24 protein-coding genes and 1 riboswitch are annotated in these 25,230 nt (G+C 37.8%); of the genes, 11 read left to right on the top strand and 13 right to left on the bottom strand.

The genetic code is table 11. The features are described 5' to 3' along the window. Window positions 1–56 precede the first annotated feature (56 nt). Window positions 57–281 carry a YuzB family protein gene (locus ACK3CR_RS08935; RefSeq protein WP_019394749.1) on the bottom strand — a complete coding sequence of 75 codons (225 nt, stop codon included), beginning with the start codon at window positions 279–281 and terminating at the stop codon, window positions 57–59. A gap of 243 nt (window positions 282–524) precedes the next feature. Here ACK3CR_RS08935 and ACK3CR_RS08930 point away from each other — a divergent pair, with 243 nt between their 5' ends. Beyond that, a complete protein-coding gene (locus ACK3CR_RS08930; protein ID WP_040060377.1) occupies window positions 525–1,265 on the top strand; it encodes an RsfA family transcriptional regulator in 741 nt (246 codons plus the stop codon). A gap of 138 nt (window positions 1,266–1,403) precedes the next feature. Continuing rightward, window positions 1,404–2,234, top strand: a complete 831-nt coding sequence (gene lipL, locus ACK3CR_RS08925) for an octanoyl-[GcvH]:protein N-octanoyltransferase (RefSeq protein ID WP_488975260.1) — start codon at window positions 1,404–1,406, stop codon at window positions 2,232–2,234. A gap of 40 nt (window positions 2,235–2,274) precedes the next feature. On the opposite strand, the gene pta is transcribed toward lipL, so the two are convergent. Next, on the bottom strand, window positions 2,275–3,246 hold the full coding sequence (gene pta, locus ACK3CR_RS08920; RefSeq protein ID WP_328123910.1) for a phosphate acetyltransferase: 972 nt from the start codon (window positions 3,244–3,246) through the stop codon (window positions 2,275–2,277). Window positions 3,247–3,576: 330 nt separating this feature from the next. On the opposite strand from pta, the gene hemQ reads away from it, so the two are divergent. Next, the gene (gene hemQ, locus ACK3CR_RS08915; RefSeq protein WP_061804842.1) at window positions 3,577–4,323 is read left to right on the top strand and encodes a hydrogen peroxide-dependent heme synthase; all 747 of its coding nucleotides are present in this window, start codon (window positions 3,577–3,579) and stop codon (window positions 4,321–4,323) included. A gap of 227 nt (window positions 4,324–4,550) precedes the next feature. Then, window positions 4,551–5,144, top strand: coding sequence for a spore coat protein GerQ (gene gerQ / locus ACK3CR_RS08910; protein ID WP_488975259.1), 594 nt, complete (start codon window positions 4,551–4,553; stop codon window positions 5,142–5,144). Window positions 5,145–5,175: 31 nt separating this feature from the next. Here gerQ and ACK3CR_RS08905 read toward each other — a convergent pair whose 3' ends face one another. The 3 genes from ACK3CR_RS08905 to ACK3CR_RS08895 form a co-directional block, all read right to left on the bottom strand. Continuing rightward, window positions 5,176–5,547, bottom strand: coding sequence for a DUF423 domain-containing protein (locus ACK3CR_RS08905; protein ID WP_019394743.1), 372 nt, complete (start codon window positions 5,545–5,547; stop codon window positions 5,176–5,178). Window positions 5,548–5,592: 45 nt separating this feature from the next. Beyond that, window positions 5,593–5,895: a YwdI family protein gene (locus tag ACK3CR_RS08900; protein WP_243516241.1), complete on the bottom strand. Its 303-nt coding sequence runs from the start codon at window positions 5,893–5,895 to the stop codon at window positions 5,593–5,595. 74 nt (window positions 5,896–5,969) lie between these two features. Continuing rightward, window positions 5,970–6,644 carry a uracil-DNA glycosylase gene (locus tag ACK3CR_RS08895; RefSeq protein ID WP_111923830.1) on the bottom strand — a complete coding sequence of 225 codons (675 nt, stop codon included), beginning with the start codon at window positions 6,642–6,644 and terminating at the stop codon, window positions 5,970–5,972. Window positions 6,645–6,920: 276 nt separating this feature from the next. On the opposite strand from ACK3CR_RS08895, the gene zwf reads away from it, so the two are divergent. Both zwf and ACK3CR_RS08885 read left to right on the top strand, forming a co-directional pair. Then, window positions 6,921–8,417 (top strand): glucose-6-phosphate dehydrogenase, encoded by a 1,497-nt coding sequence (gene zwf / locus ACK3CR_RS08890; RefSeq protein ID WP_243516239.1) that lies wholly within the window; start codon window positions 6,921–6,923, stop codon window positions 8,415–8,417. A 32-nt stretch (window positions 8,418–8,449) separates the two neighbouring features. Beyond that, entirely contained in the window at window positions 8,450–9,094 is a 645-nt protein-coding gene (locus ACK3CR_RS08885; RefSeq protein WP_243516237.1) for a cyclase family protein, read from the top strand. Between the two features lie 36 nt (window positions 9,095–9,130). Here ACK3CR_RS08885 and gndA read toward each other — a convergent pair whose 3' ends face one another. Next, window positions 9,131–10,546, bottom strand: a complete 1,416-nt coding sequence (gene gndA, locus ACK3CR_RS08880) for an NADP-dependent phosphogluconate dehydrogenase (RefSeq protein ID WP_019394738.1) — start codon at window positions 10,544–10,546, stop codon at window positions 9,131–9,133. Window positions 10,547–10,924: 378 nt separating this feature from the next. Between gndA and ACK3CR_RS08875 the strand changes: the two genes are divergently transcribed. From ACK3CR_RS08875 to pdxK, 3 genes are all read left to right on the top strand, one after another. Further along, complete coding sequence (locus tag ACK3CR_RS08875) at window positions 10,925–12,172, top strand: PucR family transcriptional regulator (protein WP_243516235.1); 1,248 nt, start codon at window positions 10,925–10,927, stop codon at window positions 12,170–12,172. Between the two features lie 166 nt (window positions 12,173–12,338). Next, complete coding sequence (gene ald / locus ACK3CR_RS08870) at window positions 12,339–13,472, top strand: alanine dehydrogenase (RefSeq protein WP_488975258.1); 1,134 nt, start codon at window positions 12,339–12,341, stop codon at window positions 13,470–13,472. A 152-nt stretch (window positions 13,473–13,624) separates the two neighbouring features. Next, complete coding sequence (gene pdxK, locus ACK3CR_RS08865; protein WP_488975257.1) at window positions 13,625–14,440, top strand: pyridoxine/pyridoxal/pyridoxamine kinase; 816 nt, start codon at window positions 13,625–13,627, stop codon at window positions 14,438–14,440. A gap of 79 nt (window positions 14,441–14,519) precedes the next feature. Here the strand turns inward: pdxK and qoxD are convergent, their stop codons facing one another. The 6 genes from qoxD to cudC form a co-directional block, all read right to left on the bottom strand. Then, entirely contained in the window at window positions 14,520–14,837 is a 318-nt protein-coding gene (qoxD, locus tag ACK3CR_RS08860; RefSeq protein ID WP_019394734.1) for a cytochrome aa3 quinol oxidase subunit IV, read from the bottom strand. Between the two features lie 2 nt (window positions 14,838–14,839). Next, window positions 14,840–15,460 carry a cytochrome aa3 quinol oxidase subunit III gene (gene qoxC / locus ACK3CR_RS08855; RefSeq protein ID WP_243516233.1) on the bottom strand — a complete coding sequence of 207 codons (621 nt, stop codon included), beginning with the start codon at window positions 15,458–15,460 and terminating at the stop codon, window positions 14,840–14,842. Window positions 15,461–15,463: 3 nt separating this feature from the next. Then, on the bottom strand, window positions 15,464–17,416 hold the full coding sequence (gene qoxB, locus ACK3CR_RS08850; protein WP_040060393.1) for a cytochrome aa3 quinol oxidase subunit I: 1,953 nt from the start codon (window positions 17,414–17,416) through the stop codon (window positions 15,464–15,466). A gap of 92 nt (window positions 17,417–17,508) precedes the next feature. Then, window positions 17,509–18,444: a cytochrome aa3 quinol oxidase subunit II gene (gene qoxA, locus ACK3CR_RS08845; RefSeq protein WP_061804852.1), complete on the bottom strand. Its 936-nt coding sequence runs from the start codon at window positions 18,442–18,444 to the stop codon at window positions 17,509–17,511. 338 nt (window positions 18,445–18,782) lie between these two features. After that, complete coding sequence (pgmB, locus tag ACK3CR_RS08840; RefSeq protein WP_328123909.1) at window positions 18,783–19,457, bottom strand: beta-phosphoglucomutase; 675 nt, start codon at window positions 19,455–19,457, stop codon at window positions 18,783–18,785. 36 nt (window positions 19,458–19,493) lie between these two features. Then, window positions 19,494–20,057: a choline uptake/conversion transcriptional regulator CudC gene (gene cudC / locus ACK3CR_RS08835; RefSeq protein WP_488975256.1), complete on the bottom strand. Its 564-nt coding sequence runs from the start codon at window positions 20,055–20,057 to the stop codon at window positions 19,494–19,496. A gap of 401 nt (window positions 20,058–20,458) precedes the next feature. Here cudC and betB point away from each other — a divergent pair, with 401 nt between their 5' ends. Both betB and gbsB read left to right on the top strand, forming a co-directional pair. Continuing rightward, entirely contained in the window at window positions 20,459–21,916 is a 1,458-nt protein-coding gene (gene betB, locus ACK3CR_RS08830; protein ID WP_243520666.1) for a betaine-aldehyde dehydrogenase, read from the top strand. Between the two features lie 30 nt (window positions 21,917–21,946). Beyond that, window positions 21,947–23,155, top strand: coding sequence for a choline dehydrogenase (gene gbsB / locus ACK3CR_RS08825; protein WP_328123908.1), 1,209 nt, complete (start codon window positions 21,947–21,949; stop codon window positions 23,153–23,155). A 46-nt stretch (window positions 23,156–23,201) separates the two neighbouring features. Here gbsB and thiC read toward each other — a convergent pair whose 3' ends face one another. After that, a complete protein-coding gene (gene thiC, locus ACK3CR_RS08820; RefSeq protein ID WP_488975255.1) occupies window positions 23,202–24,971 on the bottom strand; it encodes a phosphomethylpyrimidine synthase ThiC in 1,770 nt (589 codons plus the stop codon). Between the two features lie 144 nt (window positions 24,972–25,115). After that, a riboswitch (TPP riboswitch) is annotated at window positions 25,116–25,228 on the bottom strand. Window positions 25,229–25,230: the final 2 nt, after the last annotated feature.

Raw genomic sequence — 25,230 nt, 5'->3', positions numbered from 1 at the left:
AAAAGAATGAACCTAAACGTGAAAAATCACCCTTGTGAAACAAACAAAGGCGATTTTTATTTCTTCATCTTCTTTTCAACTTTATGAATCAGCTCATCTTCACTCAAAGCTGCAACAGGACGATTATTTACAAATGCAAAAGATTTCTTTCGACCTGGGCCACAGTAAGACTGGCACCCTATTTTAATCTCTGCATTAGGATCTACTTTTTTAAGCTTTGGTACTAACGTTTTTATATCTGTTGCTTGGCAATCATCACAAATGCGAAATTCATTTGCCATTGTTATACCTTCCCTTCTTCACCATACCATTAAACCTAAAGGGTATTTTACCGCTAAATATAGCCTATTGCAAGTCCTACTTGTGCTTAACAAGTGTCGGTAAAATTCCTTCTCTACTCCTATAAAAATCCTATTATCTTTCTGCAAGTTTGGTATAAAGTACATTCTTTCTGTCAAACATATAACTAACAACATAATTCTTACAGCAAATAAAAGAAAGAAACTAAGGGAGTTGGTTTTACAATGAAAGAGCGTCAAGATGCATGGACAGAAGAAAATGATTTATTGCTAGCAGAAACAGTGCTTCGTCATGTTCGCGAAGGAAGTACACAGTTGAATGCTTTTGAAGAAGTAGGAGATGAATTAAACCGTACATCAGCAGCGTGTGGTTTCCGCTGGAATGCCGTTGTACGTCATCGCTATGAGAAAGCTCTATCACTAGCTAAAAAGCAGCGCAAACAGCGCCAGCGCGTTCTTGGTCAAGAACAGGGTAAAAAGAGATTACTTTATAACCCGCCTGTACCAACGTTAGAAGATATTAGTGAAACAGTATCTACTGATACTTACCAAGAATACGAGTTAATGCCATATGAACAAGAAGATAATCAGCATGAAGTGGAAAGAGAAATGGAAACTAAAAGTATTCAGCAACCTATCAGTTCTCCTCGTGAAGAAGGTAGCGAGATTCATGAAGTTATCCAATTTTTGAGAAACCTAGAAGGTCGCCAAAGCAACTCACAAGCTTACCGAGCAGAAAATGAGCGCTTAAAACGTGAAAACGAGCAGCTTACACAAGAAAATCTTATGCTAAAATCAAAAGTTGCGAAGCTTGAACAAGATACAACTACTATTCAAGAAGACTACGAAACATTAATGAAAATTATGAACCGTGCTCGACAGTTTGTTCTTTTTGAAGATGATGATCGCCAAGCTACAAAATTTAAAATGGATCGCAATGGTAATCTTGAGAAAATGGCTGAATAATGAATCCCTTTATCACATTCCCAAGGAGAGTGAACGCATCTTATTTCAAAGACGTTCATTCTCTTTTTGGTTTGAGCAAGAAGCGAATAAAACTGTGCTATAATAACGATGTTAAAGCTAGTTAAAGGAGCACATATTATGAATCAAGCCGTAGAGTTATTATCACAGCCAACATGGCGTATTATTGATCAGACAAGTTTAGGTCCTGCTTTTGATGCTCGACAATCGTTTGCCATGGACGACATGCTTTGCACAGTTGTTGGTTCATTCTCATCCCCACCTACAATGAGATCATGGGTTCATCATCAAACAATCGTTCTTGGTATTCAAGATACACGCCTGCCATATTTGAAAGATGGGCTTTCTTATCTCCATGACCAAGGGTTCAAAACCATTGTCCGTAATTCTGGTGGCCTTGCGGTCGTGTTAGATGAAGAAGTACTAAACATCTCTCTCCTTTTCCCAGAAGCAAAAATTGATATTGATCGTGGATATGATGCAATGTGGGAACTTATTAAATATATTTTTAAAGATTATAACGTTGAGATTGAAGCAAAAGAAATTGTTGGCTCATACTGTCCTGGCAGCTATGATCTAAGCATTAATGGAAAAAAGTTTGCAGGAATTTCACAGCGTCGGATTCGAAAAGGAATTGCTGTACAAATCTATCTTTGCGTTGATGGAAGTGGTTCAGAGCGCGCCAAACTTATTCAGCAGTTTTATGACAGAGCTCTTAAAAAAGAAGAAACTAAATTTACGTATCCAACGATTAAACCAGAAACAATGGCTTCTCTTACAGAACTATTGGGAGAAAAAATGACAGTGAACGATGTAATGCATAAAGTTCTAAGTACGTTGAAATCTCTCGGTAGCAAACTAACAACAAGGGAACTTTCTGAAGAAGAACAGGCTCTGTTCCAACAAAATCTACAGCGTATTTATGATCGAAACGAAAAAGCATTTCGATAAAAAAGAAGCTCCTTTATGAAAAGGAGCTTCTTTGCTTCTATTACAGTGCTTGAGCTGAAGTAATAATAGCTAATTTGTACACATCTTCCTCACTGCATCCGCGTGAAAGATCGTTTACTGGTTTATTTAATCCTTGAAGAATTGGTCCAACTGCTTCAAAGTTACCTAAACGTTGAGCGATTTTGTATCCAATGTTTCCTGCTTCAAGACTTGGGAATACAAATACGTTTGCATCACCTTTTAAAACAGAATCTGGAGCTTTCTTTGCTGCTACTTCTGGAACGAAAGCAGCATCAAATTGGAATTCTCCATCTAACACAAGTGTTGGGTTTTTCTCTTTCGCAATTGTCACAGCATCTGCTACTTTCTCTGTTTCAGGAGATTTTGCTGATCCTTTCGTTGAGAAGCTTAACATTGCTACTTGTGGTGTAATACCAAACATGTCTGCAGTGTTTGCACTTTCAATTGCAATCTCAGCTAAATCTTGGCTGTCTGGAGCAATGTTGATTGCGCAGTCAGCAAATACGTAGCGCTCTTCACCGCGAACCATGATAAATACGCCAGATGTCTTTTTCACACCTTGTTTTGTTTTGATGATTTGAAGCGCTGGACGAACTGTATCTGCTGTTGAGTGCGCAGCACCACTTACAAGACCATCTGCTTTGTCCATATGAACAAGCATTGTCCCAAAGTAGTTTTCATCTAGAAGAATTTTACGTGCATCCTCTTCTGTTGCTTTTCCATTACGGCGCTCTACGAATGAAGCAACCATGTCTTCAAACCCTTCATAGTTTTGAGGATCATAGACTGTTACTCCTTCTAAAGATGCGTTGATCTCGCCTGCTTTCTTTGCAACCTCTTCTTGGCTTCCAATCACAATTGGAGTTACAAGACCATCTGCAGCAAGACGGCTTACCGCTCCTAGTACACGCTCATCTAGTCCTTCTGGAAATACGATACGAATATTTTGACCTTTTACTTTGTCTTTTAATGATGAGAATAAATCACTCACACTAACGTCCTCCTTTAATAGAAATCATTTTTATTTATGTAACATTCCCTCTTTTACTAGGATAGCTCTTTTAAAGTTAAATGCAAAGGAATCTGACAAAACAATGTCGAATTAGTAAAGTTGTTTTAATTTCGAATATTCAAAATTAGCTTTTCTCTTTACTATCATAGACCAATCTGAATGCTTGTATGTTTCCCCCTGTTTCCTTTTTTTAACCCTCATTTCACAAAATATTCACCGAATTTATAGGTGTTCAATTCAGAAATATCGGTTAGACTGTGCTATAGTTGGAATAGATGCTAAAAACCCATATATAGGAGTGAAAACATTATGGTAGAACCAGCTCAAACACTAGATGGTTGGTATAGTCTTCATGACTTACGCGCAATGGACTGGGCAGCTTGGAAGATGCTAACGAGCGATGAACGTCAAGCAGCTCTTCATGAATTTCAGGGGCTCATGGAAAAATGGAACAACGTACAAAAAGCAGAGCAAGGAAGCCACGTTGTATACAAAGTAATCGGGCAAAAAGCAGACATTATGTTTATGTTCCTGCGCCCTACAATGGCTGAACTAAATGATATTGAAACAGAGTTTAATAAAACGAAATTAGCTGAGTTTCTAATTCCAACATATTCGTATGTTTCAGTTGTTGAACTTGGCTCATATATGGCTAAAGAAGGAGAAGATCCTTATGAGAACCCACATATTCGTTCTCGTCTATATCCTATCCTTCCTCAAACAGATTATATTTGCTTCTATCCAATGGACAAGCGCCGTCAAGGTGATGACAACTGGTATCGTCTTGAAATGGACGAGCGTAGCAAATTAATGTATAGCCACGGTATGATTGGCCGTCAATATGCTGGAAAAGTAAAACAGATTATCACAGGTTCCGTTGGATTTGATGATTACGAATGGGGAGTTACTCTATTCGCCGATGATGTTTTGCAATTTAAAAAGCTAATTTACGAAATGCGTTTTGATGAAGTAAGTTCTCGTTACGGAGAGTTTGGTAGCTTCTTTGTTGGGCATCGTCTAACAGAAGAAGGAGTTTCTCCATTTTTCCACGTATAAAATATATGCATAAAAAGCTGAAGAAGGGGCCTTCCTTTCTTCAGCTTTTTCTCGTTGCCATTCTTCAAAAGTCATCATATCCCCCCGCTCGCCTACATAATAATGAAATAGCGGCTAAAGAGAATGATATTTAGCTCTGTAAAACCAGCATATATTCGGGCTTATAAGCCTTCTGAAAGGCTTGAAACCTAAAAGCTTATACATTTTCTTTAAGGAGGAATTGGATAATGGCTAAATCAAAATCGTCGAATCAACCTGAGCAAGGAGGGCAAGGATATGGTGCATATCCACCATACTATGCTCCTTACTATGGATTTCCCTATGACCAGTATGGGTTTGCTCCACCTTCTATAAGGCAGGCGTCTGGGCAAATGTCTAGCAATGGAGGGCAAGGGCAACAAGGACAACAAGGGCAACAAGGGCAACAAGGGCAACAAGGGCAAGGCCAAATGGGGCAAGGCATGGGGATACCGATGATGCCACAAGGCCAAATGGGGCAAGGCCAAGGCATGCAAGGTGCACCAGGTCAAAATGTTCCAGGTATGCTACCTCTTCAAGAATCTTATATTGAAAATATATTACGCCTTAACAGAGGAAAAGTAGCTACTGTTTATATGACTTTCGAAAATAATAGAGATAAAACATTTAAAGGTGTAGTTGAAGCTGCAGGGCGTGACCACATTATTCTAAGCGATCCTCGTACAGGGATGCGCTATATCCTTCTTATGGTTTATCTTGATTACATTACATTTGATGAAGAAATTGAATACCAATATCCATATTTAAATTCCACTTCACTTAGCACTTATTCTTCACGCTAAAAAAAACCCTGCTTCTTAAGCAGGGTTCTTTTTATAAAAGTTTAGCAGCTGCAATTACGATTAGAAGCCACGCAACAATGAACGCCACTCCTCCAATTGGTGTAATGGCTCCAAGGATACCGATACCGCTTAATGTTAAGATGTATAAGCTTCCTGAGAAGAAAATAATCCCAACTAACATTACCCAACCTGAGGAAGAAATTAGGCTAGACTGTGGAAATAAGTTGGCTAGAAAAGCTACAACGAAAAGACCAAAAGCATGAAACATATGGTACTGTACTCCTGTTTTCCACACTTCTAGATATTTTTCTGAAACGCGGCCTTCTAACCCATGTGCTCCAAACGCACCTAATCCAACAGCAAGCATCGCATTAATAGCTCCCAATATTAAAAATATCTTCATTTTTCTCGCCCCTATGTAGTAAAAAGTATTTGATTTCTACAGTTCTTAAAAGTCAAAAAGACTGTCTCCATTAGATCCATCATTCTCTTCCACTTTGTTTGGTGGATTTGTTGGAGAACTTTGTTGGTAATTAGAAAATGTTTGGATACTTGAAACAGGAGAAGCCTCTGCTTTCTTAGAGATAGACGGAGAAGAAGACTGTTCACCAATAGCAAGTTCACAAAGCGTTTTTATCGCAATTAAATGATCTCGAACTTTGCCACCCTCTCCTGCCGAGTTTTTCTCTTTGGCTTCCGTTACTTCTGTCTGTAATTTATTTAACACATGCTGGATGGAAATATCGGCCATTGTTACACCTCATTTTTAATTTGCTTATCCTTTTCTATTGTATCAAAACATTCTTTTCTCCTCTATACTCTTCCTTATTCTCTATTTTCAATTTGCCAATCAATCGGTTCTTGGTTTGTTTCCTTTAAGAACTCATTTGTTTTTGAGAAATGATGGCTTCCAAAGAATCCTCTGTTTGCAGAAAGTGGGCTTGGATGAGGTCCTTCTAGAATTAGATGATGATCTTTTATAAGTGCTTTTTTCTGTCTTGCATTGTTTCCCCATAATAAGAAAACCATTGGCTTCTCACGTTCAGAGAGCTTTTCGATAATCTTGTTTGTGAAGGTCTCCCACCCTTTTCCTTTATGAGAGTTTGGTTTTCCTTCTCTTACCGTTAAGACTGTGTTTAGCATAAGGACTCCTTGTTCAGCCCATTTTACTAAGTAACCGTTGTTAGGAATATAGCAGCCAACATCCTGCTTTAGTTCTTTATAAATATTTACAAGGGATGGGGGTGTTTTCACTCCAGGTTGAACAGAGAAGCTTAATCCATGAGCTTGGCCAGGACCATGGTAAGGATCTTGTCCTAATATCACAACCTTTGTATCTTTATAAGCTGTGTAGTGAAGAGCATTATAGATATCATACATATCTGGATATATCGTTTGTGTTTTGTATTCCTCAACTAGAAACTCACGAAGTTCCTTATAATAAGTTTTTTCAAATTCCTCTGCTAATATCTCTTGCCAATCGTTTTTCAAAATGGTCATTTTAACACCTCTCAATAAATTTTTTAAAAATAAAGACAACTGGTAACTTCCTGTTCTTGACTTTAAGCTCTCTTCGCTACCGCATCTCTATCTTTTTACACATAAACTTTACTTTGTCTTATCAAGATTAAGTACAAAATACTTTTAAAGTAAAAGAAAACATGGAATAATAGGTACAAGCCATTAATGAAAGAATACTGTTTTTATAACTCTATTCTTTTTAAAATTATTACATATTTCATACGTAATTCAAAATAAAGTGAGGTTAGAGATGCGATGACAACGAGTTCAAATCCGAAATCAATTATTGTAATCTTTGGAGCTACTGGTGATTTAGCAAAACGCAAGCTATTCCCTTCTATTTACCGCTTATATCGCAACGGGAAAATATCTGAAGACTTTGCTGTTGTAGGCGTGGCAAGAAGACCATGGTCAAATGATACATTTCGTGACAATGTAAAAGAATCTGTTAAAGGGTTAAATGGCAAAGACATTGAGGAGTTTTCTTCTCACTTTTATTATCAACCATTTGATGTAACAGACCTAGAATCCTATCAGAAGTTAAACAGCTTATTAACAGACCTTGATGAGCAATATCATACTGAAGGCAACCGAATTTTCTATTTAGCAATGGCACCAGAGTTTTTCGGCCCAATTGCAGAAAATTTAAAATCTGAAGGTGTTACAAATACAAATGGATGGTCAAGACTTGTTATTGAGAAACCTTTTGGTCATGATTATCAGTCAGCTGAAGTATTAAACAACCAAATTCGTCACGCTTTTAGCGAAGATCAAATCTATCGTATTGATCACTACCTTGGAAAAGATATGGTTCAAAACATTGAGGTTATTCGTTTTGCTAATGCTTTATTTGAACCGATGTGGAATAACCAATATATTTCAAATATTCAAATTACATCGAGTGAGACACTTGGTGTTGAAGATCGTGGACGCTATTACGAGACGTCTGGTGCCCTTCGTGACATGGTTCAGAACCATATGCTGCAAATGGTGGCACTACTTGCGATGGAACCACCAATTAATTTAACAACAGAAGAAATTCGCAGTGAAAAAGTCAAAGTACTACGCGGACTTCGCCAAATTTCTGCGGAAAATTTAAATGACTATGTTGTACGCGGACAATACGGAGCTGGTGTTGTTGAAGAGGATAACGTAAAAGGCTATCGAGAAGAAAACGCAGTTGACGAACAATCTAATACAGAAACATTTGTCGCAGCTAAGCTCATGATTGATAACTTCCGCTGGGCTGGAGTGCCATTCTATATTCGCACTGGTAAACGTATGAGAGAAAAATCAACAAAAATTGTTGTTCAATTTAAAGATCTACCAATGAATCTTTATAAGAATAAAGGAAAAAGCATTCATCCAAACTTACTTGTTATTCATATTCAACCAGATGAAGGTATTACACTTCATTTAAATGCACGCAAAGAAAGTGGCGCTGACCCTTCAACTTCTACACCAATTGAACTTGATTACTGCAATAACTGCGGAGACAAAATCAATACACCTGAAGCTTATGAGCGCCTTTTATATGATTGCATGAATGGAGATGCAACAAACTTCACTCATTGGGAAGAAGTGGCCCTTTCTTGGAAATTTGTTGACAATATTTCATCAGCATGGGCGAATGAAAAAGCAACAAACTTCCCAAACTATGAATCAGGATCAATGGGACCAAAAGAAGCAGACGCTCTTTTAGCAGAGAATGGTTTCCATTGGTGGGATATTAACTCGCACAAAGGTTTTTAATTACTAGCATAGAAAGTGAGAGGAGTTTCTCAATGAAGTTTTATGATGTGACAATGTCGATTCACGAAAGTATGATGGTTTATAAGGATAAAGCAGAAAAAAAGCCAGTTTTTAATACGAGTACGAACGGTCATGTAACAGAAACGAAAATAACAATGGATGCCCATACAGGTACCCATATAGACTCTCCTCTCCATATGATTAATGAGGGAGATACGTTTGAAACAATCCCTCTTGATCGTTTTATCACAAAATGCAAAGTCCTTGATTTAACAACTGTTGAAGATGGAATTACAGCACGTCATCTTGAGCCTTTTGAAATTGAACAAAATGACTTTCTTGTTTTAAAAACAACTAATTCTTTTCATGAGAAAGATGAATTTGATCATGAATTTATCTACTTAAAAGAAGATGGTGCAAAGTATCTGATTGATAAAGGTATTAAAGGTGTTGCTACAGATGGTCTTGGCATTGAACGTAGCCAACCAGATCATGGTACACACCGCTCTCTCTTTAAAGAGAAAATCGTTATTATGGAAGGCTTCTCTTTAAAAAATGTACCACAAGGAGAATATTTGATGATTGCTGCGCCTATTAAAGTAACCGGCATTGAAGCAGCTCCTGCTCGTGTTTTCCTTGTTGAGGGAATGGAAGATATCGATATCCAATTTGCATAAAAAAAGACGCTCAAGCTTGAGCGTCTTTTTTTATATTTATTTTTCTAACCATTCTGTATGGAAAATACCGTCTTTATCAATACGTTGATACGTATGTGCACCGAAATAATCACGCTGCGCTTGAAGTAAGTTTGCCGGTAATGTTTCTGTGCGGTAGCTATCATAGTAAGCTAATGCACTAGAGAATCCTGGTACAGGAATTCCGTGTTTTACAGCAAGAGAAATTACTTCACGTAACGCTGATTGATAACCTTCAACAATCTCTTTGAAATATGGATCAAGAAGTAAGTTTGTTAGAGCTGATTCACGATCATATGCATCTTTAATTTTTTGTAGGAATTGTGCGCGAATGATACAACCACCACGGAAGATCATAGCGATATCTCCGTAGCTTAAGTTCCAATCGTACTCTTCAGATGCTGAACGCATTTGTGCGAATCCTTGAGCATATGAACAAATCTTACTCATATAAAGAGCTTTACGGATAGCTTCTACAAATTCAGCTTTATCACCTTCAAATGCTGAAGCTTCTGGTCCGCTTAGTACTTTACTTGCTTTCACACGCTCTTCTTTCATTGCAGAAAGGAAACGTGAAAATACAGATTCTGTGATAATCGGAAGTGGTACACCTAAGTCAAGAGAGCTTTGGCTTGTCCATTTTCCTGTTCCTTTTTGACCTGCTGTATCTAAAATCACGTCAACAAGTGGTTTACCTGTTTCTTCATCAACTTTTGTGAAGATATCAGCAGTAATTTCGATAAGGTAGCTGTCAAGCTCACCTTTATTCCATTCAGAAAATACTTCATGCAACTCTTGTGCTTCTAGACCTAAAAGATTTTTCATAATGAAATATGCTTCACAAATCAGCTGCATATCGCCATACTCAATTCCATTATGAACCATTTTCACGTAGTGACCTGCTCCATTTGGTCCAATATATGTGCAGCAAGAATCGCCATCAACTTTTGCTGAAATAGCTTCTAGAATAGGCTCTACAAGCTCGTACGCTTCTTTTTGTCCACCAGGCATGATAGATGGTCCTTTAAGCGCTCCTTCTTCCCCACCTGAAACTCCTGTTCCAATAAAGTGGATGCCTTCTTTTTCAAGCTCTTCATTACGACGAATTGTATCTTTAAAGAATGTATTTCCGCCGTCGATTAAAATATCTTCTTTATCTAAATAAGGTTTTAATGATTCAATTGTTGCATCTGTTGCTGGTCCTGCTTTAACCATTAACAAGATTTTACGTGGTTTTTCAAGAGAGTTAACAAACTCTTCTACGCTATATGTACCAACGAAATTTTTACCTTCTGCTTCATTTTTTAAAAACTCTTCTGTTTTCTCTGGAGAACGGTTAAAAACAGAAACTGAATACCCGCGACTTTCAATGTTAAGAGCAAGGTTTTTACCCATAACAGCCAAGCCAATAACACCAATTTGTTGTTTTGACATACTTTCTCTTCCCTTCTGTAATTAAAATATAGAGTGAATTTGCCCTAGCACATTTTGCATAGACAAAACGTTATTTTAAAAGCATCCATCCTGAAGCTTTTAAAACATTTTCGTTTTGTTGAACATACCACAATAAAAGTTCACTTTTCAAGCAGGATAAACTAGCTTGTAAAGATTGCCTATTATAACATGTGCCATGATACTTCTATTGTACACATTTTTCAGAAAAATTTCTTCTTTTCTTCCTCTATATGAAAGATTATTTTATTTTTTTAGTAAAAATAGATCTTAAAAACATAGTTTTGATTTCTCTTTACACAGAACCTTTTATTTTCTTGTATACTGTTTGTAAAAGCTTCGATAAATGAGGGGAAATTTATGAGTATAAAACAACACGATCCGTTCCAATCTAATTTTGACTCACTAGATGAATTTGCTGACCATATTAGTGATGTATTAAAGTGTCCTATTACAATTGAAGATGCGAACCATCGACTTTTAGCTTACAGCACACATCAAGATGAGATTGATCCTGCTCGTATTTCTACAATCATCGGTCGGCGCGTTCCTGAAAAAGTAATTAATAACCTTTGGAAACAAGGAGCTATTCCTGCCCTATTACAATCAAGAGAGCCTATTCGAGTAGAGAATATTAACGAGATTGGTCTTGGCAACCGCGTAGCAATCTCTATTTGGAAAAATGACGAAGTTCTTGGTTTTATTTGGGCTCTTGAAGTTTACCATAAACTCCAAGATTCAGATCTCATTCTGTTAAAGAGTGCGGCAAAAGCGGCAAAAAACAAACTATTGCAACTACAAATCCGCAAAAATAAAAAAGAAGAGAGATCTCAAGAGCTTTTCTGGAAGATAATCACAGACCATGTAAAAGAAGCAGATGATGTTCACATGCAATTTCAGCAAGTGCAACTTACACCCCCAACTTTATTTTCTGTGCTTGTTTTTCGTTTTCACCAAGAAATCACAGATGATATGGAAAGGAAGCTTTCTTATCTTCTTCAAACAACACAGCAAGTTCAAGTTTCTTTATATACAACAGATTTTAATAAATTAATTTTGCTTATCTCATTAAAAAATCGATCACAGCCTCTTCAGCAATGTGAAAACTTCATTGAATACTTCACAAAACAAACCGTAGAACGATTTAACCTTTCATTAGCTGATGCGAGCAGCGGGAATATATATGAATCCCTTGACTGTATTTCAAAAAGTTATAAAGAGGCGCTTACTGTTCTTTCTATAAAGAAACGATTTCCAAAAGAAACTCAGTCCATTTACACTTATCAATCATTAGGGATTTATCAATTTTTAGATGTCTTATTAGAAAAAAGACAAAGAGATGGATTCACAAACCAGACGGTAGAAAAACTTGTCTCATATGATCAAAAACATCAAAGCAACTTAGTTGAAACAATTGAGATTTTTCTTGATCGGGATCAGAACCTTCATGAGGCAGCAAAAGCATTAAACATTCATATTAATACACTTAATTATCGTCTAAAGCGAATTCAGGAAATTGGAGAGCTCAATTTAAAAAATCCTAATCAAAAGATTACCCTATACCTTGATATCAAACTTGCACGTTATGCTGAAAGTCTTCATTTGTGATTTTACACAAATGAACGGAAAATCTTTCTCTAAATACCACAAAGATGATTCCAATAATTCTGCTTATACTATAGATATAGTAATTCACTTACTACATTATCAGAGGAACGCTTGTTTCTCTCATATAAATATAGAAAACGCTTACATTGAAAGGGGTATAATAATTATGATTATCGGAGTACCAACAGAAATTAAAAACAATGAAAACCGCGTAGCACTTACACCTTCTGGAGTTGTTCAACTTGTAGCACATGGACATCGTGTCTTAGTTGAAGAAAATGCTGGCGTTGGCAGTGGATTTGTAAATGAGGATTACCTACAAGCAGGTGCTGAGATTATTGCAAAAGCAAAAGATGTCTGGGCTACTTCTGATATGATTATGAAAGTAAAAGAACCTCTGCCAAGTGAATATGACTACTTTAAAAAGAGACTTATTCTATTTACTTACCTTCACCTAGCAGCTGAGCCAAGCCTTGCTGAAGCATTGAAGAATAAAGGCGTTACAGCTATTGCTTATGAGACTGTTGCAAGTAATGGAAAACTTCCTCTTTTAACACCTATGAGTGAAGTTGCAGGACGAATGGCTGCTCAAATTGGTGCTCAATTTTTAGAAAAGCCTAAAGGCGGAAAAGGAATTCTACTATCAGGCGTTCCTGGCGTAAATCGTGGAAAAGTAACAGTTATTGGCGGTGGTGTTGTTGGAACAAACGCAGCTAAAATTGCAGTTGGCCTAGGAGCGGATGTTACAATTATCGACCTTAACCCTGAACGTTTACGCGAGCTTGATGATCTTTTTGGAAGTAACATTCAAACATTAATTTCAAATCCTGTTAATATTGCTAGCGCTGTTGCACAGGCTGATCTACTCATTTGCGCTGTTCTAATCCCAGGTGCTAAAGCTCCGACTCTTGTGACAGAAGACATGGTAAAATCAATGTCAAAAGGATCTGTAATTGTAGACGTTGCCATTGACCAAGGCGGGATCGTAGAAACAGTTGACCATATTACAACACACGATAATCCAACATATGAAAAACACGGCGTTGTTCACTATGCTGTAGCAAACATGCCTGGTGCTGTTGCACGAACTTCAACAATTGCCTTAACAAACGTAACCGTGCCATATGCTTTGCAAATTGCTGACAAAGGAGTTCAAAAAGCAGTTGCGGAAAATGAAGCATTAAAACTTGGTGTCAATGTAGCAAACGGTGAAATTACATTCAAAGCTGTTGCTCATGATCTTGGTTACACATATGTACCTGTTGAAACAGCTCTTTTAAACGGATTTGCTTCTGTATAATTTCAGCATGAGAGAAACTTCTCTCATGCTTTTTTGTTTCTAGGAAGATTAATCCTATTCTATGAAAAATCGCCTATTTATTGATATAATAGAATACAGAAGCACACTATAAAGATAACTTTTGCTTGGATGCAAGGAGGCTTTTTATCATTATGAAAAAAGTATTAACAATTGCTGGTTCTGACACGAGTGGAGGCGCAGGTATACAAGCTGATTTAAAAACCTTCCAAGAACGTGAAGTATACGGCATGACAGCTCTAACAACTATCGTTACGATGGATTCAAAAAACAAATGGTCTCATAACGTATTTCCTATAGATATTAATACGCTAAAAGCCCAGCTTTCTACAACTGTTGAAGGCATTGGAATTGATGCAATGAAAACAGGTATGCTTGGTTCTGTTGAAATTATCAACCTTGTGGCAGAAACAATCGATAAATATAATTTAAAAAACATTGTTATCGACCCTGTAATGGTTTGTAAAGGAGAAGATGAAGTCCTGCACCCTGAAACAGCAGAAAGTCTTCGTGACACGCTTACTCCACGCGCAACAGTCGTGACGCCAAATTTATTTGAAGCAGGTCAAATTAGCGGCCTTGGAACTCCTACAACAGTAGAAGAAATGAAAGCTGCAGCTGAGAAAATTCATGCTCTTGGACCACAGTATGTGTTAATTAAAGGTGGCGGAAAGCTACAGCATGATAAAGCAGTTGACGTTTTATATGATGGCAAAACGTTTGAGGTGCTTGAAGGTGAGCGTATTGACACACCGTATACACATGGAGCAGGCTGTACGTACTCAGCTGCTATCACGGCCGAACTTGCTAAAGGTAAAGACGTGAAAGAAGCTATTTTAACAGCAAAAGAGTTTATTACAGAAGCAATTCGTGAGTCATTCCAATTGAATAAATATATTGGACCTACAAAACATAGTGCATATCGCAGTAAAGAAAAGCAGAACGTTTAAAAAGGATGAGGGAAATTCCCCTCATCCTTTTCTTATATAAAGAAAAACCTCAGCTCAAATGAGCTGAGGTTTTTTTGTATTAATGATTGTGCATTCCGAATGACATAACCCAAACAGAACCTGCAACAATTACAATTGCGATAAAGAATGCATACACCATATTCCCAACCTGTACAGCACCTTCTCCTTCTCTTAAGTGCATGAACAGCACGAGCTGCATACCAGCCTGTAAGAAAGCAAGAATAAGCATAACAGTAAGAATAGCAGTGTTTGAGAAACCTGAACTAAAGGCTACCCATACGGTGATCAGTGTAATAACGATCGACAGGATAAAGCCGATAACAAGCTTCCAAGGAAAACCATCATGATGCTCTTGTGCATATCCTTTTCCAGCCATGATTATAACACCATCCCTGATAAATAGACTAACGTAAAGATAAACAACCAAACGATATCTAAGAAGTGCCAGTAAAGACCGATAATGAATACTTTACGAGCAGTTTTTGGTGTAAATCCACGCTGTTTTAATTGAATCAAGATACACGTTAACCAGCCGATACCGACTGTTACGTGAAGTCCGTGAGTTCCAACAAGAACAAAGAATGCTGATAAGAAAGCACTTGTTTTAATTGAAACACCTTCGTGTCCAATATACTCATAGAACTCAAAAATCTCACAGCCTAGGAATCCAAGACCAAGAGCCATTGTAATTAAAAGCCACGTTACCATTGCTTTCATCTTTTGAGCTCTTAAATAATGGATAGCCATACTTCCTGTAAAACTACTTGTTAAAAGTAAGAACGTCATAATTAAAACGATCTCTGGTTTAAACAAGTCAGCTGAAGTTGGTCCATTTGCTGGACGAGAATGTAAAACCATATATGTTGCGAATAGTGTTGAGAACAGGGCGATCTCGGCTCCAAGGAAGATCCAGAAGCCAAGAATGGTCATTCTGTCCTCGCCTTTGGAATATTCAAGCGGCGTATTAGCATCATGTGCGTGTGTAGATTCTGCTGCCATGCGTTACGCCCCCTTTCCGATTCGTTGTGTTCGTTTAATTTCTTCAACGCTGACATAGTAGCCATCATCATAATCAAAGGAACGAATAACCATACAGATTAGCATACCTGCTAGACCTGGAATAGCCATCCAGTACCATTCAAATACAAGACCAAAACCAGCAATGAACAAGAGGACTGACATGATAACACCTAAGCCAGAGTTGCTTGGCATATGGATTGGTTTTAAGTCTTCCTCTTTTACTTCACGAGCAGCTTCAAAGCCTTTTTCTTTCTTCTGATACCAATACTCGTCTAAGCGAGTCATTTTTGGTGTTGTAGCAAAGTTGTAGAATGGTGGTGGTGAAGAAACCATCCACTCAAGCGTACGACCATCCCATGGGTCACCAGTAAGATCGCGTTCACCATGACGAGCACTGTAGTAAATGCTATATACAAGTACAATGAATCCTAGACCCATTCCAACAGCACCAATAGATGCAATAACGTTTAATGGTGTCCAGCCAAGACCTGCTGAGTAAGTGTACATACGACGTGCCATTCCCATTAGACCTAAGAAGTACATTGGGAAGAAACATACGTTAAATCCGATCATAAATAACCAGAAACTAATTTTTCCTAAACGTTCGTTAAGCATATGACCGAACATTTTTGGATACCAATAATATAGACCTGCGAAACAAGCAAATACTGTACCAGCGATTAATACGTAGTGGAAGTGGGCAATAAGGAAATACGTATTGTGATACTGATAGTCAGCTGCAGCCATTGCAAGCATAACCCCTGTTACCCCACCGATAACAAAGTTCGGGATAAATGCTAGTGACCACATCATCGCAACGGTCATCTTAATGCGCCCTTTGTAGAGCGTAAATAACCAGTTAAATATCTTAACCCCTGTTGGGATTGCAATTGCCATCGTTGAAACAGAGAAGAATGAGTTAACTGCTCCGCCTGCTCCCATCGTAAAGAAGTGATGGACCCATACAAGGAAACTTAAACCTGCAATAGCAATCATTGAGAATACCATTGCTTTGTAACCAAATAATGTTTTACGTGCAAACGTACAAACGATTTCCGAGAAAATACCGAATGCAGGTAAAATAACAATATATACTTCAGGATGTCCCCAAACCCAGAACAAGTTAGCCCAAAGCATAGGCATACCGCCATCTCCTAAGTTAAAGAAGTTGGCATCAAATAGTCTATCAAATGTCATAAGTGCTAATGCCACTGTTAAAACAGGGAAAGCAAAGATAATAATGATAGCTGTAATAAGCGTTGACCAAGTGAACATTGGCATTTTCATTAATGTCATACCTGGTGCGCGCATTTTTAGGATTGTAACTAAGAAGTTAATACCTGTTGCAAGTGTACCGATACCGGCAATTTGAAGTCCTAACAGGTAAAAGTTTTGTCCAGGTCCTGGGCTTAACTCATTGCCAGCTAGAGGCATGTAAGCTGTCCACCCTGCATCTGGTGACCCCCCGATAACGAAGGAGATATTGAAAAGCATTGCCCCCATAAAAAATGACCAGAAACTAAGTGAGTTTAAAAATGGGAATGCTACGTCACGTGCACCAATTTGTAGTGGTACAGCAACGTTAATTAAACCAATTAAAAATGGCATAGCCATAAACAGGATCATAATTGTCCCGTGTGTTGTAAAAATTTCATTGTAATGTGAAGAGCTTAAGAACTCTGTCTCTGGAAGTGTGAGTTGAGCACGCATTAAAAGGGCATCCACTCCACCGCGGAAAAGCATTAGCACCGCAGCAATGATATACATGATACCAATTTTCTTATGATCTACGGATGTAAGCCATTCTGTCCAAAGCCATTTCCACTTCTTGAAGTAAGTTAAAACAAAGATGATACCTAAAGTGGCTAATACGATGGAAACATCCGCGCCATAAATTAGCGGATCACCTGTGACGAAAAATTCATCGAGCTTCATCTCTTAGCTTCCTCCTTCCGCTGTATTAGCAAAAATTAATATGTTGCGTTATAAAACTGTACATGATGAAAACATGCTGAAAAGCTTAGAGATTAATGACTGCTATGGTCCATGCCTTCCATATCCATGCCCTCTTCATGACCTTCATGATCTTCTTCAGATTTGTTATAAGTATCTTGCTTTGCATGGTCAACAAAGTCTAAGTGTGTGTTTGAGAAAGACTTACGACCAATAACGCTCTGTTTTAAGATCTCTTTGTTGTACTCTTTTTCTGTAAGCTTAGGAGCCGTATCTTTTACTTCATCAGCCCACTCTTGGAATTCTTCTGGTTTTTGAGATTCTACTTCAAATTCCATTTGTGCGAAACCTTCACCATTGAAGTTAGCGTTACGTCCCATGTAAGTGCCTTCGTGATCTGCTTGTAAATAAAGCGTTGTTTCCATACCTGCCATTGCATATTTTTGTCCACCAAGCTCTGGAATCCATAGAGCCGTCATTGAATCAGCTGATGTTAACTTAAATTCAACTGGTCTATCTTCTGGAATGTTTACATAGTTAACCGTCTCAATTCCTTGTTCAGGATAACTAAAAATCCATTTCCAGTCAGCTGATGTTGCATAGATCACAAGCGGTTCTTGTTGTTCTTCTGCATTTGCAGCTTGTGGTGGTTTCTCTAAGTCAAAGATGGCTTTGACTGTTGGGATAGATAGTGCAATAACAATGATAATAGGAATACCAGTCCAGACGATTTCAAGGAATGTATTTCCGTGTACCTCTGGTGGCTCGTAATTCATATTATCTGGTCTTTCACGATACTTAATAAGAACTACAGCAAATAAAACGAAAACAACCACAATGATAATAAGCATAAAACCAATTGACCACATAATTAAGTCATATTGAGTTTGAGCCACTGGTCCTTGTGGGTTTAATACACCCATCTTTAGATCACAGCCACTCAATAAAAAGAGAATAGCTAGAGCAGACAATGAGATCCACTTGCGACTCACTTTTTGAAGCTTTTTCATGGATGTTCCTCCTTTCCTTTGTTTTAAAAAAGGATATTATAAAATTTTAAACCTCAACTACCCCACTTACTATTTATGGAAGTTGAGTAGAGTAATATAGTAGAAGACAAAAAAAACACAACGTTTTATTTACCTATCCACAATACCACATATTTTACGACATTAACTTTCTTTTGACTAGTCGTCAAAAAATGATAATTAATTTGTCACAAATAAGTCACAAAATGTTCATCATTTATCCTTTTTTGTCCAAATAATGTAATATCATGTCTGTTATTGTCGCCTTTTTTTCTTGTTTTGGCAAGAAAAAACTGCTCGTTTTCTGAGCAGTTTTTTAACTATTTTGCTTGAAAGAACTCATCATAGCTCTTTGCTAACTTTTCAAAAGTTAATTCTTCTGTTTTTTCGACATAAAGGTCGGCATTTTTCATCATTTCGTCCTCCCCTACCCCAACTGAAAACATATTTGCTTTTTGAATTCCTTCAAGTCCTGCTCGTCCATCTTCTATTGCTATACAATCTTGTGGAGGAATTTGTAATTGACGTGCAGCAGTCAAAAAAATCTCGGGATTTGGCTTTCCTTTCTTAATTTTTGTCACATCTACAATATGATCAAAATATGATGAAAGCCCAATCTTCTCTATTAAATATGGGGCATTGGAGCTTGAGGACGCAACAGCTGTTGGAATTCCCCTCTTTTTCAACTCTCCTAGGAATACTTGAATTCCAGGAAGCACAACTTTTTCATCAAGGTTTTGAATGAGCTTTTTATATTCTTCATTTTTCTGTTCCCCTAGCTCATAGACTTCTTGCTCACTATAGGTTTTAGTACTGTCTTTTAGGAGCGTCATAATGGTTTGCTTCCGATTTACTCCTTGAAGCTGCTGATTCATTTCGGACGTAAAAGTAACACCTAACTTATCCGCGATTACTTTTGTTGCTTTATAATAAAGTGGTACAGTATCCACAATAACGCCATCAAAGTCAAAAATAACAGCCTGTATTTTCTTCATCTCTCTCCCCTCCCCTTTTCTTCACTTTTAAATATATTATTTTTTTTCTTTTGGAATAAACTCATAAATTTTCCCGCTCCTGATGCTCTCCACAAGCTTATGCAGCCAAGTATAATAAGGCTTTGAATCCTCAAGTTGATGATATAAATCTCTTGCTTCTGCCTGAAGATCTTCTCCAAGCTCCTTCATAATTAAGACATTTTTAATTTCCTCTTGAGCTTGTTCAATGGCTTCTAAATTTAGTTTTACTTCCCTCTCCCATTTATGAGTAAAGAAGTTAGCAAAAAAGTGAAAGAAATCTTTTTCAGCAACATACGTATGCTTTCTACTTCCTTTTATAAATGTTTTCTTCACAATATCAAGCTCTTGTAGTCTTCTTACTCCTGTACTCATACTCGGCTTGCTCATCCCAAGCTTTTCTCTCATCTCATCAAGCGTCATATCATTCTCAAAATACATTGTTCCAAACAAATTTCCAACACTTCCAGTTACCCCATACAAGTCCATTGTTTCAGCAATTGACTCTGTTACAAGACCTTTCGCATGTTCGATGGAAGCTCTTGCTTTTTCAGTCATCTTCCCTGCATCACCTTGTTCCATTGTGTCTCCTCCTCTATATGATCGATTTAGAATTTATATTTAAAATTTTCAAGTCAGCCCTATAGTAGCCGATGCACTTCTATTGTTATAGATATTTATCAATTAGTTTACTTCCCTCTGTAAAAAAAGAAAACTCTTTATCATTATAAGTTCATTTCTAAAAAGTGAAAATAACATCAGTTTCGTTAAATTTTTTCTTAACAAAGTTATACTGTCATTCTCTCAAAAGCAGGCTTACACCCCAATTTTAGTCTTAATTTATAAAGGTTTATAAGTTAAAAAGTTCTTTTTTGACAAGAAATGATTGCCATGTTAAGTTGTTAAATATAAACATTATTAAAAATATTCTTAACAAACTTTACGATTCATTAGGAGGAGTGAAGAGATTGGAAACAAAGAAAATGTTTATCAATGGTCAATGGGTTGAGGCCAAAAGTGGAGAAACAAGAGAAATTATTAATCCGTTCAATCAAGAAGTGATTGCTAAAGTTTCAGAAGGCAATGAAGAAGATACAAAAGCGGCGATAAAAGCAGCAAGAACTGCTTTTGACGAAGGTGAATGGGCTTTTACACCTGCCAATGAGCGCGGTTCAATTATTCAGAAGATTGCATCTCTTGTTCGTCGTGATCATGAAGAACTAGCAAAACTTGAAACATTAGATACAGGAAAAACGCTCGAGGAAAGTCGAGCAGATATGGAAGATATCGCAAATGTGTTTTCCTACTATGGAGGTCTTGCGGACAAAAATGGCGGTGAAGTCATCTCCTCCCCTCTTCCACATTCACAAAGTAGAGTAGTTCGTGAACCTGTTGGGGTTTGTGGCCAAATTACACCGTGGAACTATCCTTTACTCCAAGCATCTTGGAAACTTGCTCCTGCTCTCGCTGCAGGAAACACACTTATTATGAAACCTAGTGAAATCACTCCCCTCACAACAATTAAAGTATTTGAACTTATGGAAGAAGCAGGAATACCTAAAGGTGTAGTAAATCTCGTACTCGGAAAAGGAAATACAGTTGGTGCTGAACTTTCTTCAAGTACAGAAGTAGATCTTCTTTCCTTTACAGGTGGAATTGAAACTGGCAAAAAAATTATGCGAGCAGCAAGCTCTAACGTAAAGAACATTGCTTTAGAGCTTGGGGGGAAAAATCCAAATATTGTTTTTGCTGATGCGAATTTTGATACAGCCGTTGATCAGGCTTTAAACGCAGTCTTCTTCCATGGAGGGCAAGTATGTTCAGCAGGTGCTCGCCTGCTTGTTGAAGAAAGCCTCCATAACAAATTTGTTGAAGCACTAGTTGAAAAAGCTAAACGCATTAAGCTCGGAAATGGATTTGATGAAGGAACACAAAGCGGTCCTCTTATCTCAGCTGAGCATCGTGAAAAAGTTGAAAGCTATGTGGAGATTGGTAAAGAAGAAGGAGCTACACTAGCGCTAGGAGGAGAACGTCCAAAAGCTGAAGAGCTACAAAATGGTTTCTTCTACTCTCCTACGATTTTCATAAACTGCACATCGAACATGCGCATTGTACAAGAGGAAGTCTTTGGACCTGTTCTTACTGTAGAAAAATTCAGTTCAAAAGAAGAGGCCGTGAAATTAGCAAATGATACAATCTACGGCCTTGCAGGTGCTGTTTGGTCTAATGACATTACAAAAGCTGAGTATGTAGCAAACCGCCTTCGCATAGGTACTGTTTGGATTAATGATTTCCATCCATACTTTGCTCAAGCTCCTTGGGGTGGCTACAAACAATCCGGAATCGGTCGTGAGCTCGGTCATACTGGATTAGAAGAATATACAGAACTTAAGCATATTTATCGAAATACAAAACCAGAGCCTGTTGGCTGGTTCAAATAATTTTTTACTATTCTAAGGAGGTTTTTTAGTATGACACTAAATATGAAAATTGAACATATGACAAAATTTCATCAGTTTGAGATCCCTACAGCAATCAAACATGGTATCGGAGCAATTAGCCACCTAGGTGAAGAAGTAAAAAAATTAGGCGTATCAAAGGCTCTTTTAGTAACAGACCCTGGCATCTACAATGCAGGTGTTGTTGATCCTGTAATCAAGAACTTAAAAGAAGAAGGAATTGAAGTAGTTTTATTTAACAAAGTAGAACCAAATCCACCCGTTCGACTTGTTGCAGAAGGTTCTTCTCTTTACAAAAAAGAAGAATGTGACGGTCTTGTAGCAGTTGGGGGTGGAAGCTCTATGGATACAGCAAAAGCAATTGGAGTAGAGGCAACACATCAAGGCTCTGTATTAGATTACGAAGCTGCTGAAGGTAAAAAACCGCTTGAAAATCGAATCCCACCACTAACAACAATTCCAACAACAGCTGGAACAGGTTCTGAAGTAACACAGTGGGCTGTTATTACAGATGAAGAGCGTGAATTTAAATTTAATACTGGTGGGCCACTTATTGCTGCTCACCTTACAATTATTGACCCAAAACTTCATGTATCAATGCCTCCACGTGTTACAGCAATGACAGGCGTTGATGCACTAGCGCACGCTATTGAATGTTATACAATGAAATTTGCTCAACCAATTACAGATGCTGTTGCATTAATGGCAATGGAGTATGCTGCACATTATATCCGCCGTGCTTATGCAGATGGGGAAGACCTTGAAGCAAGATACGGAATGGCCCAAGCAGCTATGCTTGCTGGTCTTTCTTACGGCAGTGAATCAGCAGGAGCAGCTCATGCAATGAGCCAAACATTAGGCGGAATTATTCCAGTTGCTCATGGAGAATGCGTAGCAGCTATGATGGGGCCTGTGATGGAGTTCAACTGGAAAGGAAACCCTGTTAAATTTGCACGTATTGCGAAAGCATTTGGAATTGATACAAGTAACATGACAACAGAAGAGGCAGCAAAAGCTTCTGTAAACTGGATGTATGAACTTGTTGAAGATCTAGGTATTCCTTCTCTTGAAGATCAAGGGGTGCCAAAAGATATGATTGAACGTCTTTCAAAAGAAGCAATGAAAGACCCTCAAACAGGAGGGAATCCTCATGATCTTACTCAAGAAAAATATGAATGGATCTACAACCGCTGCTTTAACCTAACGCCAAAAACAGTTTAAAAATCATAAAAAAACCGGTCTCAATTATAGTGAGACCGGTCCTTTTTTATGAATAAAGATGTGAGCCTTCCTTTTTAAATGTTTCAGATTTCTCTTTCATACCTTCTTCTCTAATTTCTTCTATACTTTTGTCTTTTAATTCCGCCATTGAGCGAATATCGTGAGAAATTCTCATGGAGCAAAACTTCGGGCCGCACATGGAACAAAAGTGTGCTGTTTTTGCACCTTCTGCTGGTAGAGTTTCATCATGAAATTCCCTTGCACGTTCAGGATCAAGTGAAAGGTTAAATTGATCATCCCACCGAAATTCAAACCGAGCTTTAGAAAGAGCATCATCCCTGTCTTGAGCTCCTTTATGACCTTTAGCAAGATCTGCCGCATGCGCTGCAATTTTGTAAGAGATAACTCCCTCCCTTACATCATCTTTGTTTGGCAATCCAAGATGTTCCTTTGGGGTAACATAACAAAGCATCGCAGTACCAAACCAACCAATCATTGCTGCTCCAATAGCAGATGTAATATGGTCATAACCTGGTGCAATATCAGTTGTTAATGGTCCTAATGTATAAAAAGGAGCTTCATGACAAATATCCATTTGTTTATCAACATTTTCTTTTATTTTATGCATTGGTACATGTCCAGGCCCTTCAATCATTACTTGAACATCGTGCTTCCATGCAATCTTTGTAAGCTCCCCTAGCGTCTCTAACTCAGCAAACTGCGCTTCATCATTCGCATCCTTAATGGAGCCTGGACGAAGGCCATCACCAAGTGAAACAGCAATATCATAACGTTTTAAAATTTCACAAATCTCTTCGAAATGCGTATAGAGAAAATTCTCTTCATGATAAGCAAGACACCACTGAGCTAAAATAGATCCTCCTCTTGACACAATCCCTGTTGTTCGGTTAACCGTAAGTGGGATGTAACGTAGCAGAACACCAGCATGAATTGTAAAGTAGTCAACACCCTGTTCTGCTTGTTCGATAAGTGTATCGCGATAGATTTCCCACGTTAAATTTTCTGCAATTCCTTGTACTTTTTCAAGTGCTTGATAAATTGGAACAGTGCCAACTGGAACTGGTGAATTTCTTATAATCCACTCCCGCGTTGTGTGAATGTCTTTCCCTGTAGAAAGATCCATGATTGTGTCTGCGCCCCATTTTGTTGCCCACGTCATCTTCTCTACCTCTTCTTCTATAGAAGAACTAACAGCAGAGTTGCCGATGTTGGCGTTAATCTTTGTATAAAAGTTACGCCCAATAATCATTGGTTCACTTTCAGGATGATTAATATTCGATGGGATAATTGCTCGTCCTTCTGCAACTTCTTTCCGTACAAAATCTGCTTCTACTCCCTCTCGAATTGCAATAAACTCCATTTCCCGGGTAATAATCCCTTTTTTGGCATAGTGCATTTGTGTAACATTCTTTCCTTTACATGTTCTGAACGGGTGCTTAATTACATTTGGATAACAGGCAATATTTTGTTTTTGATTTTCACTTCGGTATCCGTTATCTTCTGGTTTGATTTCTCGTTTTTCATATTTTTCTACATCTCCTCTGTCCATAATCCATGCCTCTCGAACACGAGGTAACCCTTTCGTAATATCCACTTCCACAGCTTCATCACTATAAATTCCACTTGTATCATAAACACGAATTGGTTCATTTTTTTCATGTTTGCTATCTGTTTTTGTATCACTTTGTTTAATCTCTCTCATTGGTACTTGAATACTATGATGTTCACCTTCTACATAAACTTTCTTACTGTTTGGAAATGTTGATTGCAATGGAATGTTTACTTTTTTCGACATACAAATCTTCCTCCTTAGTATTGTTGTTGGGCTACACCTTTGGAGGAGATGAAATAGCAGAAATTTTTTCTTAAAATAAAAATTGGGTTCTCTAATATAGAGAACCCAATTGGATATGTAGAAAAAAACGCAATTCACTTTCTTACGTTATCTCTCCTACTTCCCTCCGCTGGTATAACCCAGATCAGGTTCGAAGAGTCAGAAAGATTTTGTCTTTCCTCTCAGCCCACAAAATTAGGGCTCCCCTAGTAGTAAAATA

Source organism: Priestia sp. TRM10, from assembly GCF_057808375.1.
The sequence above is the reverse complement of the archived record's forward strand: the minus strand, read 5'-3'. Positions and strand labels throughout refer to the sequence as shown.